Here is a 21,328-nt window from a genome sequence, read left to right as displayed (position 1 = left end):
GCGATGGATCTCAATACAATAATTGTTGGCGTCTACTTCCTGTTTTTGATTGCAATAGGTTGGATGTTCAGAACGTTTACAAGCACCACTAGTGATTACTTCCGTGGGGGCGGTAACATGCTTTGGTGGATGGTTGGTGCAACTGCGTTTATGACTCAGTTCTCAGCTTGGACTTTCACCGGTGCAGCAGGTAAGGCTTATAACGATGGTTTCGCGGTAGCTATCATCTTCTTAGCAAACGCATTCGGCTACTTCATGAACTTTGCATACTTTGCTCCTAAGTTCCGTCAGCTACGTGTTGTTACTGTAATCGAAGCAATCCGCATGCGTTTTGGTGCTGCGAACGAACAAGTATTTACTTGGTCTTCAATGCCTAACAGCGTTGTATCTGCGGGTGTATGGCTAAACGCACTAGCAATCATCGCTTCTGGTATCTTCGGTTTCGACATGACAATGACTATCTGGATCACTGGTCTAGTAGTATTGGCGATGTCTGTAACGGGCGGTTCATGGGCGGTTATTGCATCTGACTTCATGCAGATGGTAATCATCATGGCGGTAACTGTTACTTGTGCGGTAGTTGCTATCGTTCAAGGCGGCGGTGTTGGTGAAATCGTTTCTAACTTCCCAGTAGGTGACACTGGATCTTTCGTAGCGGGTAACAACCTGAACTACCTAAGCATCTTCAGCATCTGGGCATTCTTCATCTTTGTTAAGCAGTTCTCTATTACTAACAACATGCTTAACTCTTACCGTTACCTAGCGGCGAAAGACTCGAAGAACGCTAAGAAAGCTGCGCTTCTAGCATGTGTACTTATGCTTGGTGGTGTATTCATCTGGTTCATGCCTTCTTGGTACATCGCAGGTCAAGGTGTAGACCTATCTGCTGCTTACCCAGATGCAGGTTCTAAAGCAGGTGACTTCGCTTACCTATACTTTGTTCAAGAGTACATGCCAGCAGGTATGGTAGGCCTACTAGTTGCAGCTATGTTCGCAGCAACCATGTCTTCTATGGACTCAGGTCTGAACCGTAACTCAGGTATCTTCGTTAAGAACTTCTACGAACCAGTTGTTCGTAAGAACCAAGCTTCAGAGAAAGAGCTAGTAACCGTATCTAAGATCACTTCTACAGTATTCGGTATTGCTATCATCCTTATCGCACAGTTCATCAACTCGCTAAAAGGTCTGAGCCTGTTCGATACAATGATGTACGTTGGTGCTCTAATCGGCTTCCCAATGACAATCCCAGCATTCCTTGGCTTCTTCATTAAGAAGACTCCAGACTGGGCAGGTTGGGGTACGCTAGTAGTCGGTGGTATCGTTTCTTACATCGTAGGTTTCGTTATCAACGCTGACATGGTATCTCACGCATTCGGTCTAGAAGAGCTAACTAAGCGTGAATGGTCAGACGTTAAGGTTGCGATTGGTCTAATCGGTCACATCACTCTAACAGGTGGCTTCTTCATCGCATCGACTCTGTTCTACAAACCACTACGTGCAGAGCGTCAAGCTGACGTTGATAAGTTCTTCAACAACCTATCTACTCCTCTTGTGTCTGAATCTACAGCACAGAAGAAGCTTGATAACAAACAGCGTCAAATGCTGGGTAAACTAATCGCAGTAGCGGGTGTTGGTGTAATGCTAATGGCTCTTCTACCTAACCCAATGTGGGGACGCATGGTGTTCATCCTATGTGGTGCGATTGTAGGTGGTGTTGGTATGCTTCTTGTTAAAGCAGTTGACGGCACTGTAGAAGACCTTGAAGAAACGGTTGCTACTGAACAGTAATCACAATAAAGGTTCTATTAATTGCGAAAGCGGGCTATTTAGCCCGCTTTTTTTGTGTTTGAGGAAACGAGTTATTTAAACCGAACGTTACCGTCATCTATTGAAAAGGAGCAACTGTCTAAGAACCTGGTCGTGTTTAAATGCATTCGGGGAAATACAGCAAGTTAAAACTCACAGGCCTGTTTAATTGTACGACTTTCAAAGGCCTATCTATTTCCAAAAGTCTCAGTACGCTGCTCAGCACTTGAGCATTTCGCTTAATTAAGTGGGATAAGCACTCCCTAAAAACACTAATTCACCTATTAATTGTATTACTTATTGTTGCGAGTTTGTTTTTCTTTTTATTAAGGGGAGTCGGCTGTGAATCGCCAAAATTAGCGCATATAAGCCTGTAATCGGGAGTTAGTGTGATTTAAGTCACGATATAATCCCTGTAAATGGTTATTTCTAACTGTAACAAGGTGTGATCTTGTCTGATTTGTCCAAATTTGGATGCAATCAAATGTTAGATCTAGATCACTTGTATGATTTTTTAATGAATATTTTGCGAGGCTACTGTCACATTAAAGACTTATTGTAGTACAAGTAGGTAAGGGTTCTGGTTAGACTTTTTATCAATCAAACAACAAATCAAAACTCACAAAGGTTTTACGATGGATCTCAATACCCTAATAGTTGGCATCTATTTCCTATTCCTGATTGCAATAGGCTGGATGTTTAGAACGTTTACTAGTACCACTTCTGATTACTTCCGAGGCGGCGGTAGCATGCTTTGGTGGATGGTTGGCGCAACTGCGTTTATGACTCAGTTCAGTGCTTGGACATTTACCGGTGCAGCTGGTAAAGCGTACGCAGATGGCTTCGCAGTAGCGGTTATCTTCCTAGCGAACGCATTCGGTTACCTAATGAACTACCTATACTTTGCTCCAAAATTCCGTCAGCTTCGCGTTGTTACGGTAATTGAAGCAATCCGTATGCGTTTTGGTAAGTTCAACGAGCAAGTATTTACTTGGTCTGGTATGCCTAACAGCGTTATCTCTGCAGGTATCTGGCTAAACGGTCTAGCAATTATTGCTTCTGGTATCTTCGGTTTCGACATGACAACCACTATTATCCTAACGGGTCTGGTTGTACTAGTAATGTCTGTAACTGGCGGTTCTTGGGCGGTTATCGCATCAGACTTCATGCAGATGGTAATCATCATGGCGGTAACTGTTACTTGTGCGGTAGTAGCTATCATCCAAGGTGGCGGTGTTGGCGAGATCATCAACAACTTCCCAACTGACGAAGGCGCATCGTTTGTTTCTGGTAACAACCTGAACTACCTAAGCATCTTCGGTATCTGGGCATTCTTCATCTTCGTTAAGCAGTTCTCTATCACTAACAACATGCTTAACTCTTACCGTTATCTTGCAGCAAAAGACTCGAACAACGCTAAGAAAGCAGCTCTACTAGCTTGTGTTCTTATGACTATGGGTCCACTAATCTGGTTCATGCCTTCTTGGTTCATCGCGGGTCAAGGTATCGATCTAGGTGCGGTTTACCCAGAGGCAGGTTCAAAAGCAGCAGACTTCGCTTACCTATACTTTGTACAAGAGTTCATGCCCGCAGGTATGGTTGGTCTACTAATCGCAGCAATGTTTGCCGCAACTATGTCTTCTATGGACTCAGGCCTAAACCGTAACTCTGGTATCTTCGTTAAAAACTTCTACGAGCCAATTCTACGCCCTCATGCGAACGAAAAAGAGCTAGTAATCGTTTCTAAACTGACTTCTACTTTCTTCGGTATCTGTATCATCCTGGTTGCACTTTTCATCAACTCACTGAAAGGTCTAAGCCTGTTCGATACCATGATGTACGTTGGTGCTCTAATCGGCTTCCCAATGACAATTCCAGCATTCTGTGGCTTCTTCATTAAGAAGACTCCAGACTGGGCAGGTTGGGGTACGCTAGTAGTAGGTGGTATCGTTTCTTACTTCGTAGGTTTCGTAATCACAGCAGACATGGTTGCTAACTGGTTCAACCTAGAGCCTCTAACAGGTCGTGAGTGGTCAGATCTTAAAGTAGCTATCGGCCTAATCGGTCACCTAGTGTTCACAGCTGGCTTCTTCTGCCTAACAACTCTGTTCTACAAGCCTCTTTCTGAAGAGCGTCAAGAGCAAGTAGATAAGTTCTTCAACAACCTATCTACACCTCTAGTAGCTGAGTCTACTGAGCAGAAGAAATTGGATAACAAACAGCGTCGTATGCTTGGTTCTCTAATCGCAGTAGCTGGTGTAGGTGTAATGCTGATGTTCCTACTACCTAACCCAATGTGGGGCCGCTTCATCTTCATCCTATGTGGTGCGATTGTAATGAGTGTTGGTCTACTACTGGTGAAAGCTGTAGACGATAAAGTTGAGCAACTAGAAGAAAGCACCGCTCAATAATTAAAAAAGATTTTTGTTCAATGCGGGCTGTAATAGGTCCGCATTTTTTTTTCGAGAGTATTCCTCTCACATTCCCCCAGTACCTTTGGTACATATCCTTGATAAATAAGAGGCATTTATGAAAAAGAGTGCATTAGCTCTAGCAGCGGCATTAGCCCTTTCTGGTTGTTCATTGACGAACGACACTCAATCTCAGGACGTTGTTAGCTTGCAAGATGTAAACCGCTCTATGCTACTTGAAAGCGACCGTCTAACCGTTATCGATAAAGCTTCGATCACTGACGCAACAGAAGCACAAGTTGCTGAGTTGCGTGAGCGTATCCTTAATGCAAAAGATGGTGAGACTATTGTTATCGCACCGGGTAAGTATAACGGCCTAGGTCAGTTAACCATTACAGCGAATAACATCACTATCAAAGCTGAAAAAGCCGGTACGGCTTGGGTGACTGGCCTTGTTCAGTTCGAGCTAAAAGGTGATGGTATTGTGCTAGATAGCCTAGTGTTCACTGAAGGTGGTCCAAACGAGCGCTTTGGTGGCGTGCGCATGATGGGTAATAAGAACGTTCTTAAGAACTCTACCTTCTACTACTTCAACGATGACTACCCGTACGCACCAGACGAGCGTCGCTCTGAATACCCGAAATACCTATGGGTTTCTCTATGGGGTAAAGATGGTCAGGTGATCAACAACCGTTTCGAGGGTAAGCAAAAGCGCGGTACTCTTATCGGTGTTCAAAAAGATGAAACGCCTGACAACCACATCATCAAGCACAATATCTTCCTAGATCAGAAGCCAAACCAATATAACGAGTTCGACATTAAAGAAGCGATCCGTTACAACGGCAACAGCTGGGAAGCGATCCGTATCGGTGACTCTAAAGCATCACAATGGCCGTCAAACAGCCAGTTCGTTGATAACCTAATGATCGACATGGACGGTGAGCGTGAGCTTATCTCTATTAAGTCTGGCGGTAACGTGATCGGTGGTAACACCATCTTTGAAAGTACTGCACTTATCTCACTGCGTCACGGTAAAGAGAACACAGTTGAGAACAACGTGATTCTTGGTAACGAGAAGCGTCTGACTGGCGGTATGCGTATCTATGATGAAGACCATGTAATTCGCAACAACTACATCTCAGGCACTCGCGGTCGTGACGGTCTTATCGAAGGTAATGCGGATCTTCGTGGTGGTATCGTGATCAACACAGGTATCATCGACGTTGCGAACGGCGAACAACTTGACCAAGCGGTTAAGGGCAAAGAACTGAACAAGCAATGGACTCCGAAGAACATTACCATCGAGAACAACACGCTTGTAGATACAGAGTGGGGCATTGTTTACGGTAACCAAACTCACCGTGTTAGCCTGTTCAACAACGACGAAGTAGAAAACATCTTCGGTGGTGTTGATATCCACTTCAAGAAGAACCTAGTTGATAACTCTGCAAACCCTGAGTTTGTGTCTGTTCGCGCAACTGCGGATTTCCCACTTAAGGGCGCAACTTACTCAGATGAGGTTTATGTAGGTAAGGTAACTGAGTCTCAGTTAGTAGATAACTACAGCACAGAGCTTCCAGTTATGACCAACGACCGCGGCTTCGAATCTGCCGAAGGTGTAGGTGCGGACACCTCTAAGCTAAACATCATTACCGCTGATGTTGCAGGTCCTACTTACGTACTTAAGTAACTGTTTGTAAATAGATAATTCAAGGCGAGCCCAGTGCTCGCCTTTGTTTTATCTAGAGAAAGTTAGAACTGATCATCTGGCATACAGAAGTGTCAAACATAAGCAAAATGAATAAATTGCTGACCTCAAGCATATGAAAAAGCACTAGTATCGACGCGTTTAATTTAGAGGCATCGATGTGAAAAAGCTTATTCTTTTTATCTTTCTATTTAGTCTTTGTGCATCTTGGTCTGCTCGAGCAGATACAGGGGTGGGTCTGTTTGTAGGTAAGCCCTATTGGGGCTTTGATGTGAACCACAATGGTTTTCGAGTAAACGTGAGTTTGGATGACAGATTTGGCCTAGGCGCGAACAAAACCTTTCCTATTTCAGGTACACCTATGTATGTGTTTATCGGCGGCCAGTATGTGGATAGAGACAATCATTTTATCGCCGTGACACCGGGTATTGGCGCTGAGTTCAGGGTTAAGCCGGTGGGTTTTTATTTTGACCTTGTTCCAGCGATTTACTTAGATGAGTTGGATCTCGAGCTTGAAGCTAAAGCAGGGTTTAGAATCTATTTTTAGGCGATAAGCGCTTTTACTTACTCATTAAAACAAACTATCGTCATCGCGGAAGGCAATGCCTATCCGCGATCTTTAAGACGTAAATGTGGAATTTGTCCGCATGAAGGTCCCGGCTCAAGGCCGGGATGACGAGCGCTACTCCTCATTCATTACCATAAAGCCATCTCAAATACCGTCATCGCGGAAGGCTGTGCCTATCTGCGATCTTTAAGACGTATGTGTGTAACTTGTAAACGCGAATATCCCATTTTATGCTTTGAACTGCCCTTGGTCGGTCAGAGACAACAGGCTATCAGTTATGACCTGATGATAGACGCTGATAAGTTGCTGGGAGATCTCTGTTGTATCAAGGTAGAGCTCGGCTGGCTTTATTGCCTCTTTATTCGCAAGCTTGAATAGTGAGTTAGACAACTGTTCTATCGCGAGATCCAATGAAATAGGGCGCTCTATCTCTCGGTAGTGAAAGTTGCGGATCTTGCTTATTAACGTACCGCCTCGCTTTAGGGTTAGCTGTATATCTGCTTTGTACTCCGCTCTATAAGTTGTGAGTGATAAGCGATACTGGGTAAGGGCTTCCACTGCTTCCATTACCGACTGCCAGCGTTCGTTGTAGGTTTGTAAGCTGGTTTGATTTTTTCCAATACAAGTCACCATAGCGGTATCACAGGCATAAAAAAGGTGACGAATCGCTTGCCCATGAGACACAAGATGGGTGGCGAGAGACTTCTCTTCATGCCTTGAAAGCAGTCTCAAGCGTTCAGCTAACAAGCGCCTTTCTGCTCTGCTACCAAACACTGGACATTCGATTACCTTGGCTGCCATGACATTCAACTGGCTCTGGGTCTGTTCATACAATCGGTTGTCTATCTCTTCGCCAGTATAGAGTTTGTAAACCACCGATCTATGGCTTCTGACCGTATCAATGGTTTCAAAGGCAACATTGAGCGCACTTTGGGTTTCCATCAGTTTTTCTGAAAGTTCAGCATTTGCCTCATGCATGCTGGTGATCAACAGTAAAATATTGCTCGATATATCCATAACAACTTCCTTATCAAGATACCTACTTAGTAGTAGGCAATCTCGATGCCATTCATTAACTTGTTGTTTTTATTTGACTTTATTTCAGGTGTGTTGTTTTGTTGCCCAGTCTCGGTGCATCCAAGCCCTTGGTTAGTGCATTTGTGGGCATAACCCATTGAATGGTCTAAGTTATATCCAGGATTCTTAAAAAGAATAAGAAGGCGACATGGAAGAGTGGGCTGCGTTGGGAATAGCTTTGGTTGGCTTGCTGGGTCTTGCTTGCCAGTGGTTAGCATGGCGTTTAAAACTGCCCGCCATCTTGTTCCTTCTTATCGCTGGTATCATGGCGGGGCCCGTCACAGGACTTATCGAGCCGCAAGAGGTGCTAGGAGAACATTTCTTTGCCTTGGTTTCTCTGGCTGTAGCCGTCATTCTTTTTGAGGGGAGCCTGACCCTCAACTTCACCGAAATAAAAAGCGTCAACAAAACCGTTTGGAGTATTGTCTCTATCGGGGCACTGATTTCTTGGGTGGTTACCAGTGTCGCGACTCATCATTTGCTCGGCTTTGATTGGTCAATGGCTTTGCTATTCGGTAGTTTGACCGTAGTGACAGGCCCCACAGTAATAGTGCCACTTCTTCGCACCGTTAGACCGACCTCTAAACTGGCTAATATTCTGCGTTGGGAAGGGATCTTAATCGATCCACTAGGCGCGCTGTTTGTGGTGATGGTCTATGAGTTCATTATCAGCGACAGTTCTTTGCAGAGCCTGCACGTATTCGCACTTATCTTGATCATTGGCTTTGGTATTGGTATCGCCTCGGGTATGGCAACTGCGCATGTCATCCGTCACCGCTGGCTACCTGAATATCTTCAGCCCTTTGCAGTGTTGGTATTGGTTCTAGGTGTATTTGCAATCTCCAACCACTTTGAATCTGAGTCAGGGTTATTAACTGTGACCGTAATGGGGATGTGGCTAGCTAATGCCAAGGATGTGGACATACGTCATATCCTGCACTTTAAAGAAAACCTTACCATCATGTTTATCACTGGCTTGTTTATCTTGTTGGCAGCCCGCATAGAGCCGGATAGCTTTAGCACCTTAGGTGTCAGCGCTATAGTCTTGTTCGCTGTTATCCAACTGGTGTCTAGACCGCTTTCTATTTTCATTGCAACCCTACGCAGTAACCTCAACTTTAAAGAGAAGATCTTCCTTGCTTGGGTAGCACCACGAGGCATAGTGGCCGCCTCAGTATCGGCACTTTTTGCTATTAAGCTTTATCAGTATGGCGTGGAAGAGGCTAGGTTGCTGGTGCCACTTATCTTCATGGTGATAATCGGCACTGTTGTTTTGCAGTCTATCTCGGCTAAGCCTATGGCAAGAATGCTTGGGGTTGCTGAGCCTGCGCCAAAAGGCTTTTTGGTTATAGGTGCTAACGATGTGGCAAGAAGCATTGCTTTAGCACTTAAGAAATACGATTGCCGAGTGGTGGTGGCGGATTCGAACTGGGATTACATTAGCCAAGCCAAGATGTCGGGCTTGGAGTTCTACTTCGGTAACCCTACCTCGTCGCATGCGGATGAGTATTTGGATCTTATCGGGATAGGGCATGTCGCTGCTGTCACCCCTGATAAGCACTTTAATATTATGTCGTGTATGCAATATGTCTCCGATTTTGGTTCGCAGCGCGTCTTCTGCTTAAGAGACGTTAAGAACAATAATGGTGACAAACATATCGTAGGCAGCGGGTCCTTCGGGCAGACTCTGTTTGGTGGTAAACACAGCTTCAAGAAACTGGCGAGCTTGATTAATCAAGGAGCTGAAATAAAGCACACCAAGTTAAGTGAGAGCTTCACCTATGAAGACTATCTAAAACAGTATGCCGACACCCTAATCCAGCCGGTCTTTGTAGTGACTGCCCAAGAGCGGATTCACCTAGTCGGAGACAGCACCGAATTTGCCCCAAGTGAAGGGGAAACTGTGGTTTCTTTGGTCAAAAAGGTTTGGAGTGGCGAAGATAGACGCGGTTCGAGATAAAAATCTCAGCTCAGTTTTGTTAGTATGCCTGCCAAAGAATTATGAGAGACGATTATGAGCCGTAAGAAGCGAGTCAAAGATAGCCTGCTAGCGAAGCACAAAAAGAAGAATGCCCGAATGCACAAGAACAATAAGCCAAAGTACATCTCTAAGGCAGAGCGCGCCAAGATGGAAGAAGAGCAGGCGCAATTGGACACGGAACAGAGTGAGTCTGTAGAGAAACCAGAAGAATAACCTTTAGTTACATAGGTTTGCGAGCCTCATCGGTTGATGAGGCTTTTTTTGTGCCTTGGATATTGGTTTAATGCTTGAAGGAGGACAAATATGGACATTTACCAATTCTTGCGTGACAACCAAGTCTCGTTTCAAAGCTTCGAACACCCACCTGTGCTTACTATTGAAGAGGCTAACCAGTTGGATATCGAGATTCCGGGATTGCCGACAAAGAATCTATTCTTGCGTGATGGCAAGGGCAAGAAACATTGGCTTTGGGTTGGTGCCGATGATGAAAACGTGGATCTTAATGCGCTTTCACAAACTCTCGAGGTAAAACGAATGAGCTTGGGCTCCAGCGATCGCTTAGCGAAATATCTCTCTTCCGAGCCTGGGCGAGTATCATTGCTGGATATCTTTAGAGCAGAACCTCATCAGGTAACCCTTTTGATTACGCAAAAGGTATGGGACTCTGAGACGCTACACTGTCACCCCTATGAGAATACTGCCACGCTTGAGGTTAATACCGAGCAGCTGAAGCCACTGCTATTATCTATGGATAATGAGGTTAAGGTTCTGAATTAAAAGGACGTTCGTTTGATAAGAATCCCTATCGTAAAGAAGCTAACCGCCAGTTACTTTATCGACGTATTTACTAAGGAAGTACGGGATAACGCTTCTTTATTGAATAGCTCGCAGGTATCCACTGCACTAGATACCTCAATGGCGCAGTACATTCCGCAGAGTGTATTCTCTCGTTATCTGTATCAGGTGCTCGAGGAGCTAGGATCTAAGCGTTTTATTGAGTTAGTAAACAGTGAATGTTTGAACTTGGTAGAAGGTTTATTGACTCACAACAAAGGACTCGATTTTCTTGCCAGCTACTCCATGCACAATCGTATTCACTGTGATTACGAGGGGGAGCGGGCAGTGGTTTCAATGGCTTCGTCCTATCCGCTAGCAAAGCAAACTCAGCTTAATCTTGCTGATGAAATAATGGCTGTGTATTTCGTGATGTACGCCATTCAAAAACAAATTAAAGGCAGCCCATCACCGTTTGGTATCAGGCTACAAAGCCCCAATACGCCACTTTTAGACTCGCTGGATCTCAACGTCCCATTATATCTTGAGCACGACGCGACACAGATAGTGTTCGATAAAGGGGCCACAGATATTAAAGCGCTAGTAGATAGCTTTAATGCTCTCGAGCCGATGAGCCTGTCCGAAAATATTGAACTAGCTATTGAGAGCTATATTGGACGAACAGCCTATTCGTTTGAGGAGTATTGTGAGCTTTTAGAGATACACCCAAGAGCGATGCAGAGATATCTAAAGGAGGAGGGGGTTACCTTTCGTGAGCTTAAAGAGAAGCAGAACATTAAGTTTGCCAAGCGAGTGCTTAAAGAGTACGAGTTCTCCGTTCACGATGTGGCTATACACCTTGGCTATAGTGCTCCCTCGCAGTTTATCCGTGCCTTCAAACGCCTTGAAGGCACAACTCCACTGCAGTGGTTAAAGCAGCAAGCTTAAAGTGCGCCTTGTTCGGTGCACTTTAAGCTTGTCTAGTCTTGTCCAGACACTATTTCGAGTTCGAGATAAGAAGGGTATTTTGGAGAAATATGAATCGTATTTCTGGCAATCACCTTCTCACCTAGAAAGCCCTCCGCCCCTCCAGTATTTGGGTTCACGTCAAACTTAGGAAAGTTACTGCTGGCAATATCCAGTCGGATGTTATGTCCCGCCTTGAACAGGTTGCTGGTGGCAAACGCTTCGATGTCTATCTCATAGACACGACCTTTTTCTAACTGCTGAGGTGCATCAAAGCCTTTGTGGTAGCGACAGCGCAGGATCCCGTCAGTGATATTCATTGCAAAGCCTTGTGGGTAATCTTGGCTAGCAGGGTAGACGTCAACAAGCTTGATGGTGAGGTCGGTGTCCTTAGCATCCGTTTCTAGATACAACCGTGCTTTTACACTGCCGGTAACAACCATATCTTGTTCAAGGGGAGGCGTTTGAAAGCTAAGAACGTCATGACGAGCGGCTAAGGGCATATTATTACCGGCTGAGCCAAAGAACTTATTGTGCTCCCTTTGATCATAAGCGCCACCCTCAAATACCGGCTTACCAGAGGTGAGAGCGCCACCTATCGTAGGCACAGGGTTATTTGGGTCTGCAAGGTAGGTCTGGCTGATATCTGCAGTTGGCTTTTTGGCGCTAAGGTGCCCAGATTTAGAGAGATACAGCTTAGTGGCTTGTGTGTTTTGCATAGGCCAGCTAGTACTGTTGATCCAACTGCCACCATGGTTTAGACGTTCATTCTCGTTTTGATTGCCATTGCCACCACCCATTTGAAATACCATGGCCGTATGGAATTGCTCTTTACTGTGATTGAGCAGATGCTTTTTAAACCAGCGTAAGCGATATGAAAGCCAATCGATATCAACGTTGTTATCAAACGAGGCTCTAGCACCGAACTCAACATCGCCACTGTGGGTGTTGTTTCTGTCGCCATGTAACCACGGTCCCATGACCAGCACGGTTTCAGATTGGTTTTTCTCTTTGAAGACACGGAAGTTATCGAGGGTGCTTTTCACATAGACGTCATACCAACTGGACATCACCATAATCGGGATGTCAGGGATATTTTGGTAACAATCGAGTGAATAGATGCCTGATTTTTTCCAGTAATCAGTAAACTCGCCTTGGCGCCATTGCTCTAGCAGATAGTTTTCATATTCGGGTACATGACGAATAGGAGAGTATCCCTCTTTCCATGGCATGTACTTGAACCATTCATATATATCTTCTTGTTCCAAAGCAGCCTTAACCTTGGGGTCTGTCTTGGCTAAAGGGCTCACTAACGCTTGGCGATAAGCCCAAGTTGCTTGTTTAAGCTCGAATGCGCCGCCGGTGCGAATGCCACATTCATAGGCACTAGAAAAACCACCTGAATCCATCACCATGGTCGCAAGCCCAGGTGGATTTAGACACGCCATAGCCATTTGCACATGGGCGGCATAGGAGAGACCCATGGTGCCTATCTTGCCATTACACCAAGGTTGTTGAATTAGCCATTCACAGGTATCAAAGCCATCCTCAGCTTCATTGGTGTATTTGGTGAATGTACCGGTAGATTTATAGCGTCCGCGACAATCTTGAAATGCACAGGCAAAACCAGCATCAACAAAGGCTTTTGCCATCTCTTCACGGGATATCTTATGACCGGTCACGGTTAACTCAGAGCGGGATGGGGCTTCCTTGTTATAGGGGGTGCGCTCCATTACCACAGGCCAGGGACCTTCCCCTTGGGGAAGGTAAATATCTATAGCCAGCTGTACTTGATCTCGCGTGGTGACCAGTTGATCTTTTAACACTTTCATAGACTGTCCCATTACCCGCCATACACTTGCAGGCTGATAGCAAGAAATGCCAACGCGCAACCTATGATCATCAAGAAGAATGGGAACACATAGCGTGCCCACTGTCCCCAGCCTACCTGTGCGGTAGCGAGGAAAATCAATAGACCACTTGAGGTTGGAGTGATGATGTTTGTCGCACCGTTACCCATCAAGAACGCCAGAACCGTGGTGTGAGGATCGACGCCAGAAAGCTGCCCTAGAGGTCCAAGAATTGGCATGGTTACAGCGGCTTGTCCTGAGGTAGACGGGATGGCAACGTCGATAACAAGTTGAGATAAGAACATACCAAATGCTGCTAGCAGTGGTTGATTGTCCCCAACTACACCCGCTAGGCTGTAGATGATGGTATCCAGTACCTGACCTTGGGCTAGGATGAGTGCCACGCTGGTGGCAAGTCCTATCAGCACGCCAGCAATAAGCACCTTCTTCATGCCATCGATAAAGGCATTGATGGTGTCGTTAGTGTTAAGTCCACCAAGCGCGGCGAATACCACCCCAAGAAACAGGTAGTAGGCTGACAGTTCGTTGTATTTCCACTTCCAGGTTTGCGATGCATAGACCAAGAAACCGATACCCACACCAAGTGCGAGTAGCACTAACGTATGGCGGGTTGGCAGTGGCGTATCATCCCAATCTGCGGCGATAGTCATGCCTTTTGCTTCCTTGCGGATACCCCACAGCACATAAACAATGGCCAGTATCATCAACACCGCATAAACGAACACGCGCATGCCCATACCGCTAAAAATAGGAACCCCAACTAGCGGCTGAGCAACAGACAAGGCGTATGGGTTGGTAATGGATGCTAGATAACCCACTTTTACCGGCAAGCAAACGATGGCCAAGCCAATTACACGGGATAAACCAAGACGTAGAGCCATAGCTACCACCATAGGGATAACTAGCAAGAACTCCTTTGCCATGCCCATGAATGTACTGGCCATAGAAAATACTATCATCATGAAAGGCACTAGCAGGTAAACATTGCCTTTGGTGACTGAGAGCGTGCGCTCTAGTCCAGTCTCGATAGCCCCGACTTTATTAAGCACGCCAAACATGCCGCCAATAAACAGCACCATAAAGATCATGCCGGATTGTTTGTTGATCGCTTTAGGGATACTAACTAGAGCATCTAATAGGCTGACTGCCTGAGCTTCAGCGCCGTCGGAATAGATACCGATAAGATTTAGGGGGGATACGTCTTTATCTAGAACTTGGTACGAGCCAGGAACGATTAACTTCCCGTCTCGTTGAAATTCGCCGGAATCTAGGGTGTAGGTAAGTAGCAATGCTGCAAACACAACTCCTAGCAATATGATTACTGGGTTGAGACTCTTTTTCTTCTTTTCCATTGGTGGCGCATTTTCTACAGCTTGGTTTATCGCTGTCATCGTTTTCTCCATAACTTCTGCCTGACATATTCGATAAAATAAGTAGAATTTTTATCCACCACAAAGTAATGCTAATATTGCATAATTCTATGCATTTAATGCAAACACAAGCTTTCAGTCATGAATCTATCTACCAAGCAACTTGCGGTATTAAAGTCACTGTTATCGACCTCATCAATGACAGCTACCGCAAAAGATTTAGGAATATCGCAGTCTCAGGTCAGTCGCACAATACAACAGGTTGAAAAAGAATTTGATTTAGATCTCTTTTCAAGAGAAAAGGGTGTGGTGAAATTTAAGCCTGAAACTGAAAAAGTGATATCTAAAGCAATTTTGTTGATGGAGCATTTTGAGGATTTATATCGCGAAGCCGCGACCTTGAAACGAGAAATCAATGACCAACATTTTGTTGTTGCCTTGCCCAGCTCGTTTACTTCTAATATTGCTCCTAAGTGTTTGAAGTTACTATGGGAAGAGTATCCTGATGCGAGACTTCAGCTTCTGACCGGGCGCTATTCCATGATTGAATCCGAGATAGAATCCGATTCGGCTGATGTTGGCTTTACTCGGATTTATGACAAAACTCAATTTAGTTATACACCCATAGATTCAGGTACACCTTTTTGTGTATTACCCGAGGGTCATGCATTGAGCGACAACAAGGAGATCAGCGTTAGCGACCTAAAATCACAGCCGATGATCCTAATTGGTAAGGGCAGTGCGACTCGTAAAGACATAGACGCTTGGTTCGCTGGTGGGGGTATTGAGCCAACCATCAAGCTTGAGGTTCACTCTGTAGAGAGCGCCTGTTCCATGGTAGCTAATGGGTTTGGGATCTCAATTGCTAACGGCACTATTTTGAAGGGGTTGGACCAAAAGGGGATTGTGGCCATTCCAATATTGGGCCTGCCCAGATACCAGTACGGCACGATCCAAAGAAAAGGAAAGATTGTCTCTGATGAAAAGCAGCAGATGATCGACTTCTTTATCGATACCCTAAAAGAGCAACTTCACTCAACCTAATTGCGAAAAAGAGACTTGGTTTTGCCCTCATTTATGAGGGCATTATGAATGTGTTTTAATCGATGTAAACCGCTTGATTGGGATTCTGTAACGCATTGAAAAGATACTCGATATCTTCAACTCGAGTACGCCCCTCAGACAGTGGAGGCAGTTCATTGGGTGAAAACCAATCTATCTCGGCGACCTCAATGTTGATGGTTGGCTCGCCACCTTTGAGCTCACATAAGAAAAACATCTTATAGATATGGAATGGATAAGGTGGTGCATAAGGGTGTACCGCTCTATCTTTCACCGAGACTAGGCGTGGGGAGTCCACGATATAGCCAGACTCCTCCAACACTTCTCGAATAACGCCTTGGGTTGGTGTTTCGCATACATCGCCCCAGCCACCAGGCAGAGTCCATTTGCCATCTTCTCGCTCTTTTACCAGCAGGATCTTTCCGTTTTGGATAACACCGGCACGCAGGTCTATCTTGGGAGTTGAGTAGCCAACCTCATCTACAAATAGGCTAGCAATCTTTTCTACAGGCTGATCGCTAAGCTCGGCAAACATCTGATGTGAGATATGCGCGACCTGATCAAATCGCTCTAAATCATATTTATCTTTGGAGTAGGTTTTCCCTGCCTGGCTTATCGCATTTAACTGCTTAGCCCAATCTAGCCATTTACTCATAATCTTCGCTTAATCAAATAGTTACCCATCTACACTATGCTCATTACTCGCTTCGAGCAAGCAGTTATAGAAAGCACTTGCTGCCGGTGAGAGGGAGCGCAAATGGCTTTTCAAAACTACTGAAAATTGACTGATAAAGTGCCATTTATCTGGTTGCAGGGCTTCAAGCTGTTCACCGTAGTGATTGTTCTCTATTAGGTGGGTGGGAAGAAAGCTGATATGGGTGCCCGATAGGGTAAGCATTAGTCCCGATTCTACGTGCCAACCATCCAGCAGTTTCAGGTTTTGGTATTTGTTGACCTCTAAAAGGCGATACATGGTGTCTGCCGCATAGCCACCAACATTTACCCGCGCTCCTTCAAGGGAATAGCCCTTGTCATGAAAGGTCTTAGCGACATCCTTTCTCGCGTATAAATAGCTACGTTCTGTGAATAATGGCTCGATGTGAAAGTAGGTGTGATTTTGCAGGCCATCGAGCACCACTATCATCATGTCTAATTGGTTTTTAGCTAGCTTGTCGTTGAGCTGGGTGTAGTCGCCTATCTCTAAGGAAAGCTCCACGTCATCGCTAAGCTGGTAAAAATTTTCTATGGCTTTTGATAGGGGATTTGACGACAGGGATACGGTATTATCCAAGCAACCAACACGTACATGGCCGGTCAATTTGGATTGGACACCCTTAAGTTTGGCTGCGTAATTATGCAACATTGTTGTGATTTCGTTTGCATAACTATATACCTTGCGTCCCTCGTCGGTGAGCTCGAATCCACTGCGACCACGATTGCATAGGGTTACTCCTAGGCTTTTCTCTAAAGTTATCAATTCTTTACTAAGTACAGGTTGGCTAAGGCCGGTGCTGAGGGTTGCATTGCTGATGCCCCCACTGGCGACGATCTCACTAAATAATTCGAGTCGGCGCAGGTCACGCTTATCCAGTGTGTCCACCTTGTTGACCATGAATCTTTTTCCATATGCATTTACGAATGTTTAGATTCAATAATATACATTTATTTGGATGTAACAAGGTGGTAACTTAAATTATGTGGATTTAATGACTATTTATGTGGGAGATATGGATGTCAGATTCAAACAACTCAAAAATGGATGATTTTGAGCTGGTACCAGTACCAGATTCGGCTAAACGCTCATGGTGGGTGATCAGCCTGATCTGGCTAGCGATTGGGATCGATATTTCCGGTCTATTCCTTGGGGCTATCTTAAGTGAAGGTATGGCCATTCATGACGCACTAATCGCGACATTTGTGGGCTCTTCAATTTTGGCTGTGTTGGCGATGCTATGTGCCAACATAGGTTTTCAGGCAGGTGTATCGACACCGCTTGTGAGTACAGCAGTATTTGGCCGTAATGGCGGTAAGATCTTGGGTCTTATTACCGGTGTGTCTCTTGTAGGTTGGTTTGCGTTCCAAACCGATTTCTTCGCTCTGATCCTAGTTGAGGCTCTGGGCAAGTCTGGCTTTGAAGTAAGTCACTTTACTGCGCTTGTTGGTGGCGGACTCTTAATGATGGTAACCGCCATCTACGGTGTACGTGCCCTAGGTAAGCTTTCGACTTGGTCAGTACCTTTGATGGTAACTCTGATCACGGTTGGTCTTTATATGGCGGCGGGTATGGAATCAATGGGAGAGGCTGAGATTGTAGCGCCTATGTCTATGGGTGAGGCTATCTCGTTTGTTATGTCTATCTGGATCCTAGCTGCAGTTGCTGCCCCTGATATCGCACGTTACGCAAAGACTCGTAAAGACGCCATCCTAGGTGCTGGCTTTGGTTTCCTTCTAGGTAACAGTGCCACTATCGTTGTAGCGCTTCTTCTTACTCACTTAACCGGTACTGACAACCTAGTAGAGGTGTTCTTCACCCTTGGTCTTGGCATGATGGCCATCATCATCTTGGTGTTTGCGCAGTGGACAACCAACAGTAGTAACCTAGTTTCTGGTGCTTTGGGCATGGCAGTAGCGCTTCCTCGCGTACCTCGCCCTGTATGGGTAGTGCTAATGACGGTTGTAGGTCTAGCGATTGCACAATTTGGCATGGTAGATAAGTTTACGGCTTTCCTAACGCTACTGGGTGTGACTATCGCTCCATCAGCGGGTGTATATCTGGCTCAGTACTACTTCATCGACAAGAACGAATTCAATTTTGAACGCATCGAACAAGCGCCAGCGTGGCTAGTAAAAGGTTTGGTTGCATGGGCATTTGGTAGTGCTATCAGTGCATGTACAGCAGGTGAGTTCTTTAACCTATTCTCATTAACCTCTATCTCGGCTATCGACGGCATCCTTGCATCATTCGTAGCTTACTTTGTACTGGTAAAGGTTGGTGCTACACAAAAGAAGAAGGAGATCGCTGGTGTTAATTAATGAGCAGATGATTGACGATATTGCTCTTGGCGCGACCGTGCTTGGCACAGGCGGCGGCGGTGATCCTTATAGCGGTGCTTTGATGGCTAAAGTGGCTATTAAGAACGCTAAAAAGCCGGTAGAGATCATCTCTCTGGATGAGGTTCAAGACGATTGGATGACGGTTCCGTCATCGATGATCGGTGCACCGACGGTATCTATTGAAAAGATTAATTCTGAGTCTCAGATGCTTGTGGCATTCGAGGCGATGGAGCAGGCACTAGGTGAAGAGATTCAAGCAACGTTTCCAATCGAGGTAGGTGGCTTTAACTCTCTTATCCCGATTCTGGTCGCGGCGCAAAAAGGCATTCCTGTAGTGGATTGTGATGCTATGGGGCGTGCTTTCCCTGAATCTCAGATGGTGACCTTTTACCTAGATGGTCTTCCATCGGCGCCAAACACGCTAGCCGATGAAAAGGGTAACGTGGTTACCCTACATCCACTCGATGGCGTGTGGTCAGAGCGCTTTGCTCGACCTATTACAGAAGAGATGGGTGGTAGCGCGGCTATGTGTGACTACCCGATGAAAGGGCACAACCTTAAACGTAGCGCATTAGGCGGCACACTAACTGAGGCGATGAAAATCGGTCAAGCAATCCGAAACGCAAACAAAAACGGTGAAAATGCCGTAGATGCCGTGCTTGAGATCGTTGGTGGCACACGTCTCGTGAGTGGCAAGATAGTTGATATTGAGCGCACTACCGCAGGCGGTTTTGTCACTGGTGGCGTAATCATAGAGAAGCTTAATAAAGCAGGCACAGAAGCTCAGCCAAAGGATGTGTGTGTGCACTTCCAAAATGAACTTCTGCTGGCTCATAAAGGACGCAAAGCTGAGGATCTAAGCGAAGAGTCTTTGCTAGCGACCACGCCAGATCTTATCTCTATTCTTGACCACGAAACGGGTCAGCCGGTAACTACCGAGCAACTAAGATACGGTCAACGTGTGGATTTAATTGCCTATCCTTGTGACCCTAAGTGGCGCACCGAAAAAGGCATTGAGGTCGCAGGTCCTAATTACTTTGGTTACGACGTTGATTACAAGACCATAGAGCAACTAACCGAGGGAGAGTCGGCATAATGCAACAGTTTCGTTTGGGTATAGATGTTGGCGGTACTAACACAGACGGTGTATTGCTCGACTCAAATCTTGAATGTGTGGCTAAGGTAAAAGTACCTACCTCACACGACATTTTCACTGGTATCGATGGCGCGATTACTGCTCTACTTGAGCAAAGTGGTGCTAGCGGTGCGCAAATCAAACATGCAATGCTAGGTACAACCCAATGCACCAACGCCATTGTAGAGAAAAAGGGATTAGACCGGGTTGGTATGATCCGTCTTGCTCTGCCAAGCGGTAGCAGTGTTCCTCCGCTTTGCGGTTGGAGTGACTCATGGCAAGCCTTGCTAGGCGAGCATTTTTATCAGGCACACGGTGGTTACGAATATGACGGTCAACTGATTGCCGATATTCAAGAACAAGAGATCCGTGACCTGTGCGCTAAGATGCGTGGCAAGGTAGATTCAATCGCTATCTGTGGCGTGTTCTCCCCGGTGAATGGTGAGCAAGAGAATCAGGTAGCGGACTGGGTTCGAGAGGAACTTCCTGAGGTAAACATCTCTGTTTCTCACCAAGTGGGTAGCTTGGGTATTCTAGAGCGTGAAAACGCGACTATTCTGAACGCAGCTCTTCAAGGAACGGCTAAGCGTTTCGTTCAGGGCTTCTGCAATGCACTAGAGTCACACCGCATTTTGGTACACCCATATTTTGGTCAAAACGATGGCACTCTGATGTCGCAAGAGTTTGCCCTTAAGTACCCAATTTTGACGGTAGCTTGCGGCCCAACCAACTCTATTCGTGGTGCAAGTCATCTGTCCAAATTAGATGACGCTATCGTGGTCGATGTGGGCGGCACCACAGCAGATATCGGCGCGCTGGTGCATGGCTATCCACGCGAATCGAGTATCGCAGTTGAGCTTGGTGAGGTGAGAACCAACTTCCGTATGCCAGATATCCTAGCTTTGGCTATTGGTGGCGGCACTATTGTTCGCGATAAAGAGCGGGGCTTTACCTTAGGCCCAGATAGTGTTGGTCACGAGCTTCTAGCAAAAGGTAAGAGTTTTGGTGGCGACACCCTTACGCTAACCGATGTAGCTCTGACTCTGGATAAGATGCAGTGGCATGCGGAAAACAAACCTCAAGAGGTGGACCTATCTCAAGAGTCAGCCTCTACTATCTACAAGCAGATGATTGAGGTAGTGGAAGAGGGCATCGACAAGATGAAAACCTCGGCTGCTGAAGTGCCAGTTATCCTTGTTGGCGGCGGTAGTGCATTGCTTCCTGACGAGTTTGCTGGCGTAAGTGAAGTTGTTCGTCCGCAGAATTTTGAAGTAGCCAATGCTATTGGTGTTGCTCTTGGGGAGATCTCGGGTCAACTAGACAAGATAGTGCCTATCGCACCGAGTGAACGTCAACAGGTGCTAGATGCTTTGGAACAAGAGGCGCAAGACTTGGCTGTTGAAGCTGGCGCTTGCCCTGAAAGCGTTGCGGTTATTGAGCGCAGTGAAATTCCACTTAGTTATCTGCAAGGCAACATGGTGCATGTGAAGATCAAAGCGGCGGGTAAGATTGCCTGATTTATAGCTAGCACATTCTGATAATGAA

General features: G+C 45.8%; 17 protein-coding genes. 12 read left to right on the top strand and 5 right to left on the bottom strand.

Going from position 1 to position 21,328, the window contains the following annotated elements:
• Positions 1-3: 3 nt before the first annotated feature.
• The 4 genes from Pcarn_RS21765 (at position 4) to Pcarn_RS21750 (ending at position 6,472) form a co-directional block, all read left to right on the top strand.
• Positions 4-1,788, top strand: a complete 1,785-nt coding sequence (locus Pcarn_RS21765; RefSeq protein ID WP_261836425.1) for a sodium:solute symporter family transporter — start codon at positions 4-6, stop codon at positions 1,786-1,788.
• Between the two features lie 653 nt (positions 1,789-2,441).
• Entirely contained in the window at positions 2,442-4,217 is a 1,776-nt protein-coding gene (locus Pcarn_RS21760; RefSeq protein ID WP_261836424.1) for a sodium:solute symporter family protein, read from the top strand.
• 118 nt (positions 4,218-4,335) lie between these two features.
• Positions 4,336-5,907, top strand: coding sequence for a polysaccharide lyase 6 family protein (locus Pcarn_RS21755; protein WP_261836423.1), 1,572 nt, complete (start codon positions 4,336-4,338; stop codon positions 5,905-5,907).
• A 178-nt stretch (positions 5,908-6,085) separates the two neighbouring features.
• On the top strand, positions 6,086-6,472 hold the full coding sequence (locus Pcarn_RS21750; protein WP_261836422.1) for a hypothetical protein: 387 nt from the start codon (positions 6,086-6,088) through the stop codon (positions 6,470-6,472).
• A 249-nt stretch (positions 6,473-6,721) separates the two neighbouring features.
• On the opposite strand, the gene Pcarn_RS21745 is transcribed toward Pcarn_RS21750, so the two are convergent.
• The gene (locus Pcarn_RS21745; RefSeq protein WP_261836421.1) at positions 6,722-7,510 is read right to left on the bottom strand and encodes a hypothetical protein; all 789 of its coding nucleotides are present in this window, start codon (positions 7,508-7,510) and stop codon (positions 6,722-6,724) included.
• A 208-nt stretch (positions 7,511-7,718) separates the two neighbouring features.
• Here Pcarn_RS21745 and Pcarn_RS21740 point away from each other — a divergent pair, with 208 nt between their 5' ends.
• The 4 genes from Pcarn_RS21740 to Pcarn_RS21725 all read left to right on the top strand — a co-directional run bounded on the left by Pcarn_RS21740 (position 7,719) and on the right by Pcarn_RS21725 (position 11,273).
• Complete coding sequence (locus Pcarn_RS21740; RefSeq protein ID WP_261836420.1) at positions 7,719-9,530, top strand: cation:proton antiporter; 1,812 nt, start codon at positions 7,719-7,721, stop codon at positions 9,528-9,530.
• A 54-nt stretch (positions 9,531-9,584) separates the two neighbouring features.
• Complete coding sequence (locus Pcarn_RS21735) at positions 9,585-9,764, top strand: DUF2986 domain-containing protein (protein WP_261836419.1); 180 nt, start codon at positions 9,585-9,587, stop codon at positions 9,762-9,764.
• Between the two features lie 90 nt (positions 9,765-9,854).
• On the top strand, positions 9,855-10,328 hold the full coding sequence (locus tag Pcarn_RS21730; RefSeq protein WP_261836418.1) for a YbaK/EbsC family protein: 474 nt from the start codon (positions 9,855-9,857) through the stop codon (positions 10,326-10,328).
• 12 nt (positions 10,329-10,340) lie between these two features.
• Positions 10,341-11,273, top strand: coding sequence for a helix-turn-helix transcriptional regulator (locus tag Pcarn_RS21725; RefSeq protein ID WP_261836417.1), 933 nt, complete (start codon positions 10,341-10,343; stop codon positions 11,271-11,273).
• Between the two features lie 32 nt (positions 11,274-11,305).
• On the opposite strand, the gene Pcarn_RS21720 is transcribed toward Pcarn_RS21725, so the two are convergent.
• Together Pcarn_RS21720 and Pcarn_RS21715 are read right to left on the bottom strand one after the other, a co-directional pair.
• Positions 11,306-13,123, bottom strand: coding sequence for a CocE/NonD family hydrolase (locus tag Pcarn_RS21720; protein WP_261836416.1), 1,818 nt, complete (start codon positions 13,121-13,123; stop codon positions 11,306-11,308).
• An 11-nt stretch (positions 13,124-13,134) separates the two neighbouring features.
• Positions 13,135-14,553 (bottom strand): YfcC family protein, encoded by a 1,419-nt coding sequence (locus tag Pcarn_RS21715; protein WP_261836415.1) that lies wholly within the window; start codon positions 14,551-14,553, stop codon positions 13,135-13,137.
• Positions 14,554-14,730: 177 nt separating this feature from the next.
• Between Pcarn_RS21715 and Pcarn_RS21710 the strand changes: the two genes are divergently transcribed.
• Complete coding sequence (locus Pcarn_RS21710) at positions 14,731-15,576, top strand: LysR family transcriptional regulator (protein ID WP_261836414.1); 846 nt, start codon at positions 14,731-14,733, stop codon at positions 15,574-15,576.
• Between the two features lie 55 nt (positions 15,577-15,631).
• Here Pcarn_RS21710 and Pcarn_RS21705 read toward each other — a convergent pair whose 3' ends face one another.
• Positions 15,632-16,249: an NUDIX hydrolase gene (locus tag Pcarn_RS21705; protein ID WP_261836413.1), complete on the bottom strand. Its 618-nt coding sequence runs from the start codon at positions 16,247-16,249 to the stop codon at positions 15,632-15,634.
• 21 nt (positions 16,250-16,270) lie between these two features.
• Positions 16,271-17,206: a LysR family transcriptional regulator gene (locus Pcarn_RS21700; protein WP_261836412.1), complete on the bottom strand. Its 936-nt coding sequence runs from the start codon at positions 17,204-17,206 to the stop codon at positions 16,271-16,273.
• A 119-nt stretch (positions 17,207-17,325) separates the two neighbouring features.
• Here Pcarn_RS21700 and Pcarn_RS21695 point away from each other — a divergent pair, with 119 nt between their 5' ends.
• From Pcarn_RS21695 to Pcarn_RS21685, 3 genes are read left to right on the top strand one after another with little or no spacing between them, the layout of a single operon-like run.
• Entirely contained in the window at positions 17,326-18,627 is a 1,302-nt protein-coding gene (locus tag Pcarn_RS21695) for a cytosine permease (RefSeq protein ID WP_261836411.1), read from the top strand.
• Positions 18,617-19,744 (top strand): DUF917 domain-containing protein, encoded by a 1,128-nt coding sequence (locus Pcarn_RS21690; protein ID WP_261836410.1) that lies wholly within the window; start codon positions 18,617-18,619, stop codon positions 19,742-19,744. The genes Pcarn_RS21695 and Pcarn_RS21690 overlap by 11 nt, the downstream gene beginning before the upstream one ends.
• Positions 19,744-21,300: a hydantoinase/oxoprolinase family protein gene (locus Pcarn_RS21685; protein WP_261836409.1), complete on the top strand. Its 1,557-nt coding sequence runs from the start codon at positions 19,744-19,746 to the stop codon at positions 21,298-21,300. Before Pcarn_RS21690 ends, Pcarn_RS21685 begins: the two co-directional genes overlap by 1 nt.
• Positions 21,301-21,328 lie beyond the last annotated feature (28 nt).

Source organism: Vibrio ishigakensis (assembly GCF_024347675.1).
Taxonomy (GTDB): Bacteria; Pseudomonadota; Gammaproteobacteria; order Enterobacterales; family Vibrionaceae; genus Vibrio; species Vibrio ishigakensis.
Note: the sequence above shows the minus strand (reverse complement) of the source record. Positions and strands in the feature narration are given on the sequence as shown.

Coding starts and splice junctions, on each gene's coding strand:
- Pcarn_RS21700 (WP_261836412.1), bottom strand. CDS start 17,206: ATGGTCAACAAGGTGGACACACTGGATAAGCGTGACCTGCGCCGACTC.
- Pcarn_RS21740 (WP_261836420.1), top strand. CDS start 7,719: ATGGAAGAGTGGGCTGCGTTGGGAATAGCTTTGGTTGGCTTGCTGGGT.
- Pcarn_RS21695 (WP_261836411.1), top strand. CDS start 17,326: ATGTCAGATTCAAACAACTCAAAAATGGATGATTTTGAGCTGGTACCA.
- Pcarn_RS21765 (WP_261836425.1), top strand. CDS start 4: ATGGATCTCAATACAATAATTGTTGGCGTCTACTTCCTGTTTTTGATT.
- Pcarn_RS21730 (WP_261836418.1), top strand. CDS start 9,855: ATGGACATTTACCAATTCTTGCGTGACAACCAAGTCTCGTTTCAAAGC.
- Pcarn_RS21755 (WP_261836423.1), top strand. CDS start 4,336: ATGAAAAAGAGTGCATTAGCTCTAGCAGCGGCATTAGCCCTTTCTGGT.
- Pcarn_RS21745 (WP_261836421.1), bottom strand. CDS start 7,510: ATGGATATATCGAGCAATATTTTACTGTTGATCACCAGCATGCATGAG.
- Pcarn_RS21715 (WP_261836415.1), bottom strand. CDS start 14,553: ATGACAGCGATAAACCAAGCTGTAGAAAATGCGCCACCAATGGAAAAG.
- Pcarn_RS21720 (WP_261836416.1), bottom strand. CDS start 13,123: ATGAAAGTGTTAAAAGATCAACTGGTCACCACGCGAGATCAAGTACAG.
- Pcarn_RS21685 (WP_261836409.1), top strand. CDS start 19,744: ATGCAACAGTTTCGTTTGGGTATAGATGTTGGCGGTACTAACACAGAC.
- Pcarn_RS21760 (WP_261836424.1), top strand. CDS start 2,442: ATGGATCTCAATACCCTAATAGTTGGCATCTATTTCCTATTCCTGATT.
- Pcarn_RS21735 (WP_261836419.1), top strand. CDS start 9,585: ATGAGCCGTAAGAAGCGAGTCAAAGATAGCCTGCTAGCGAAGCACAAA.
- Pcarn_RS21705 (WP_261836413.1), bottom strand. CDS start 16,249: ATGAGTAAATGGCTAGATTGGGCTAAGCAGTTAAATGCGATAAGCCAG.
- Pcarn_RS21710 (WP_261836414.1), top strand. CDS start 14,731: ATGACAGCTACCGCAAAAGATTTAGGAATATCGCAGTCTCAGGTCAGT.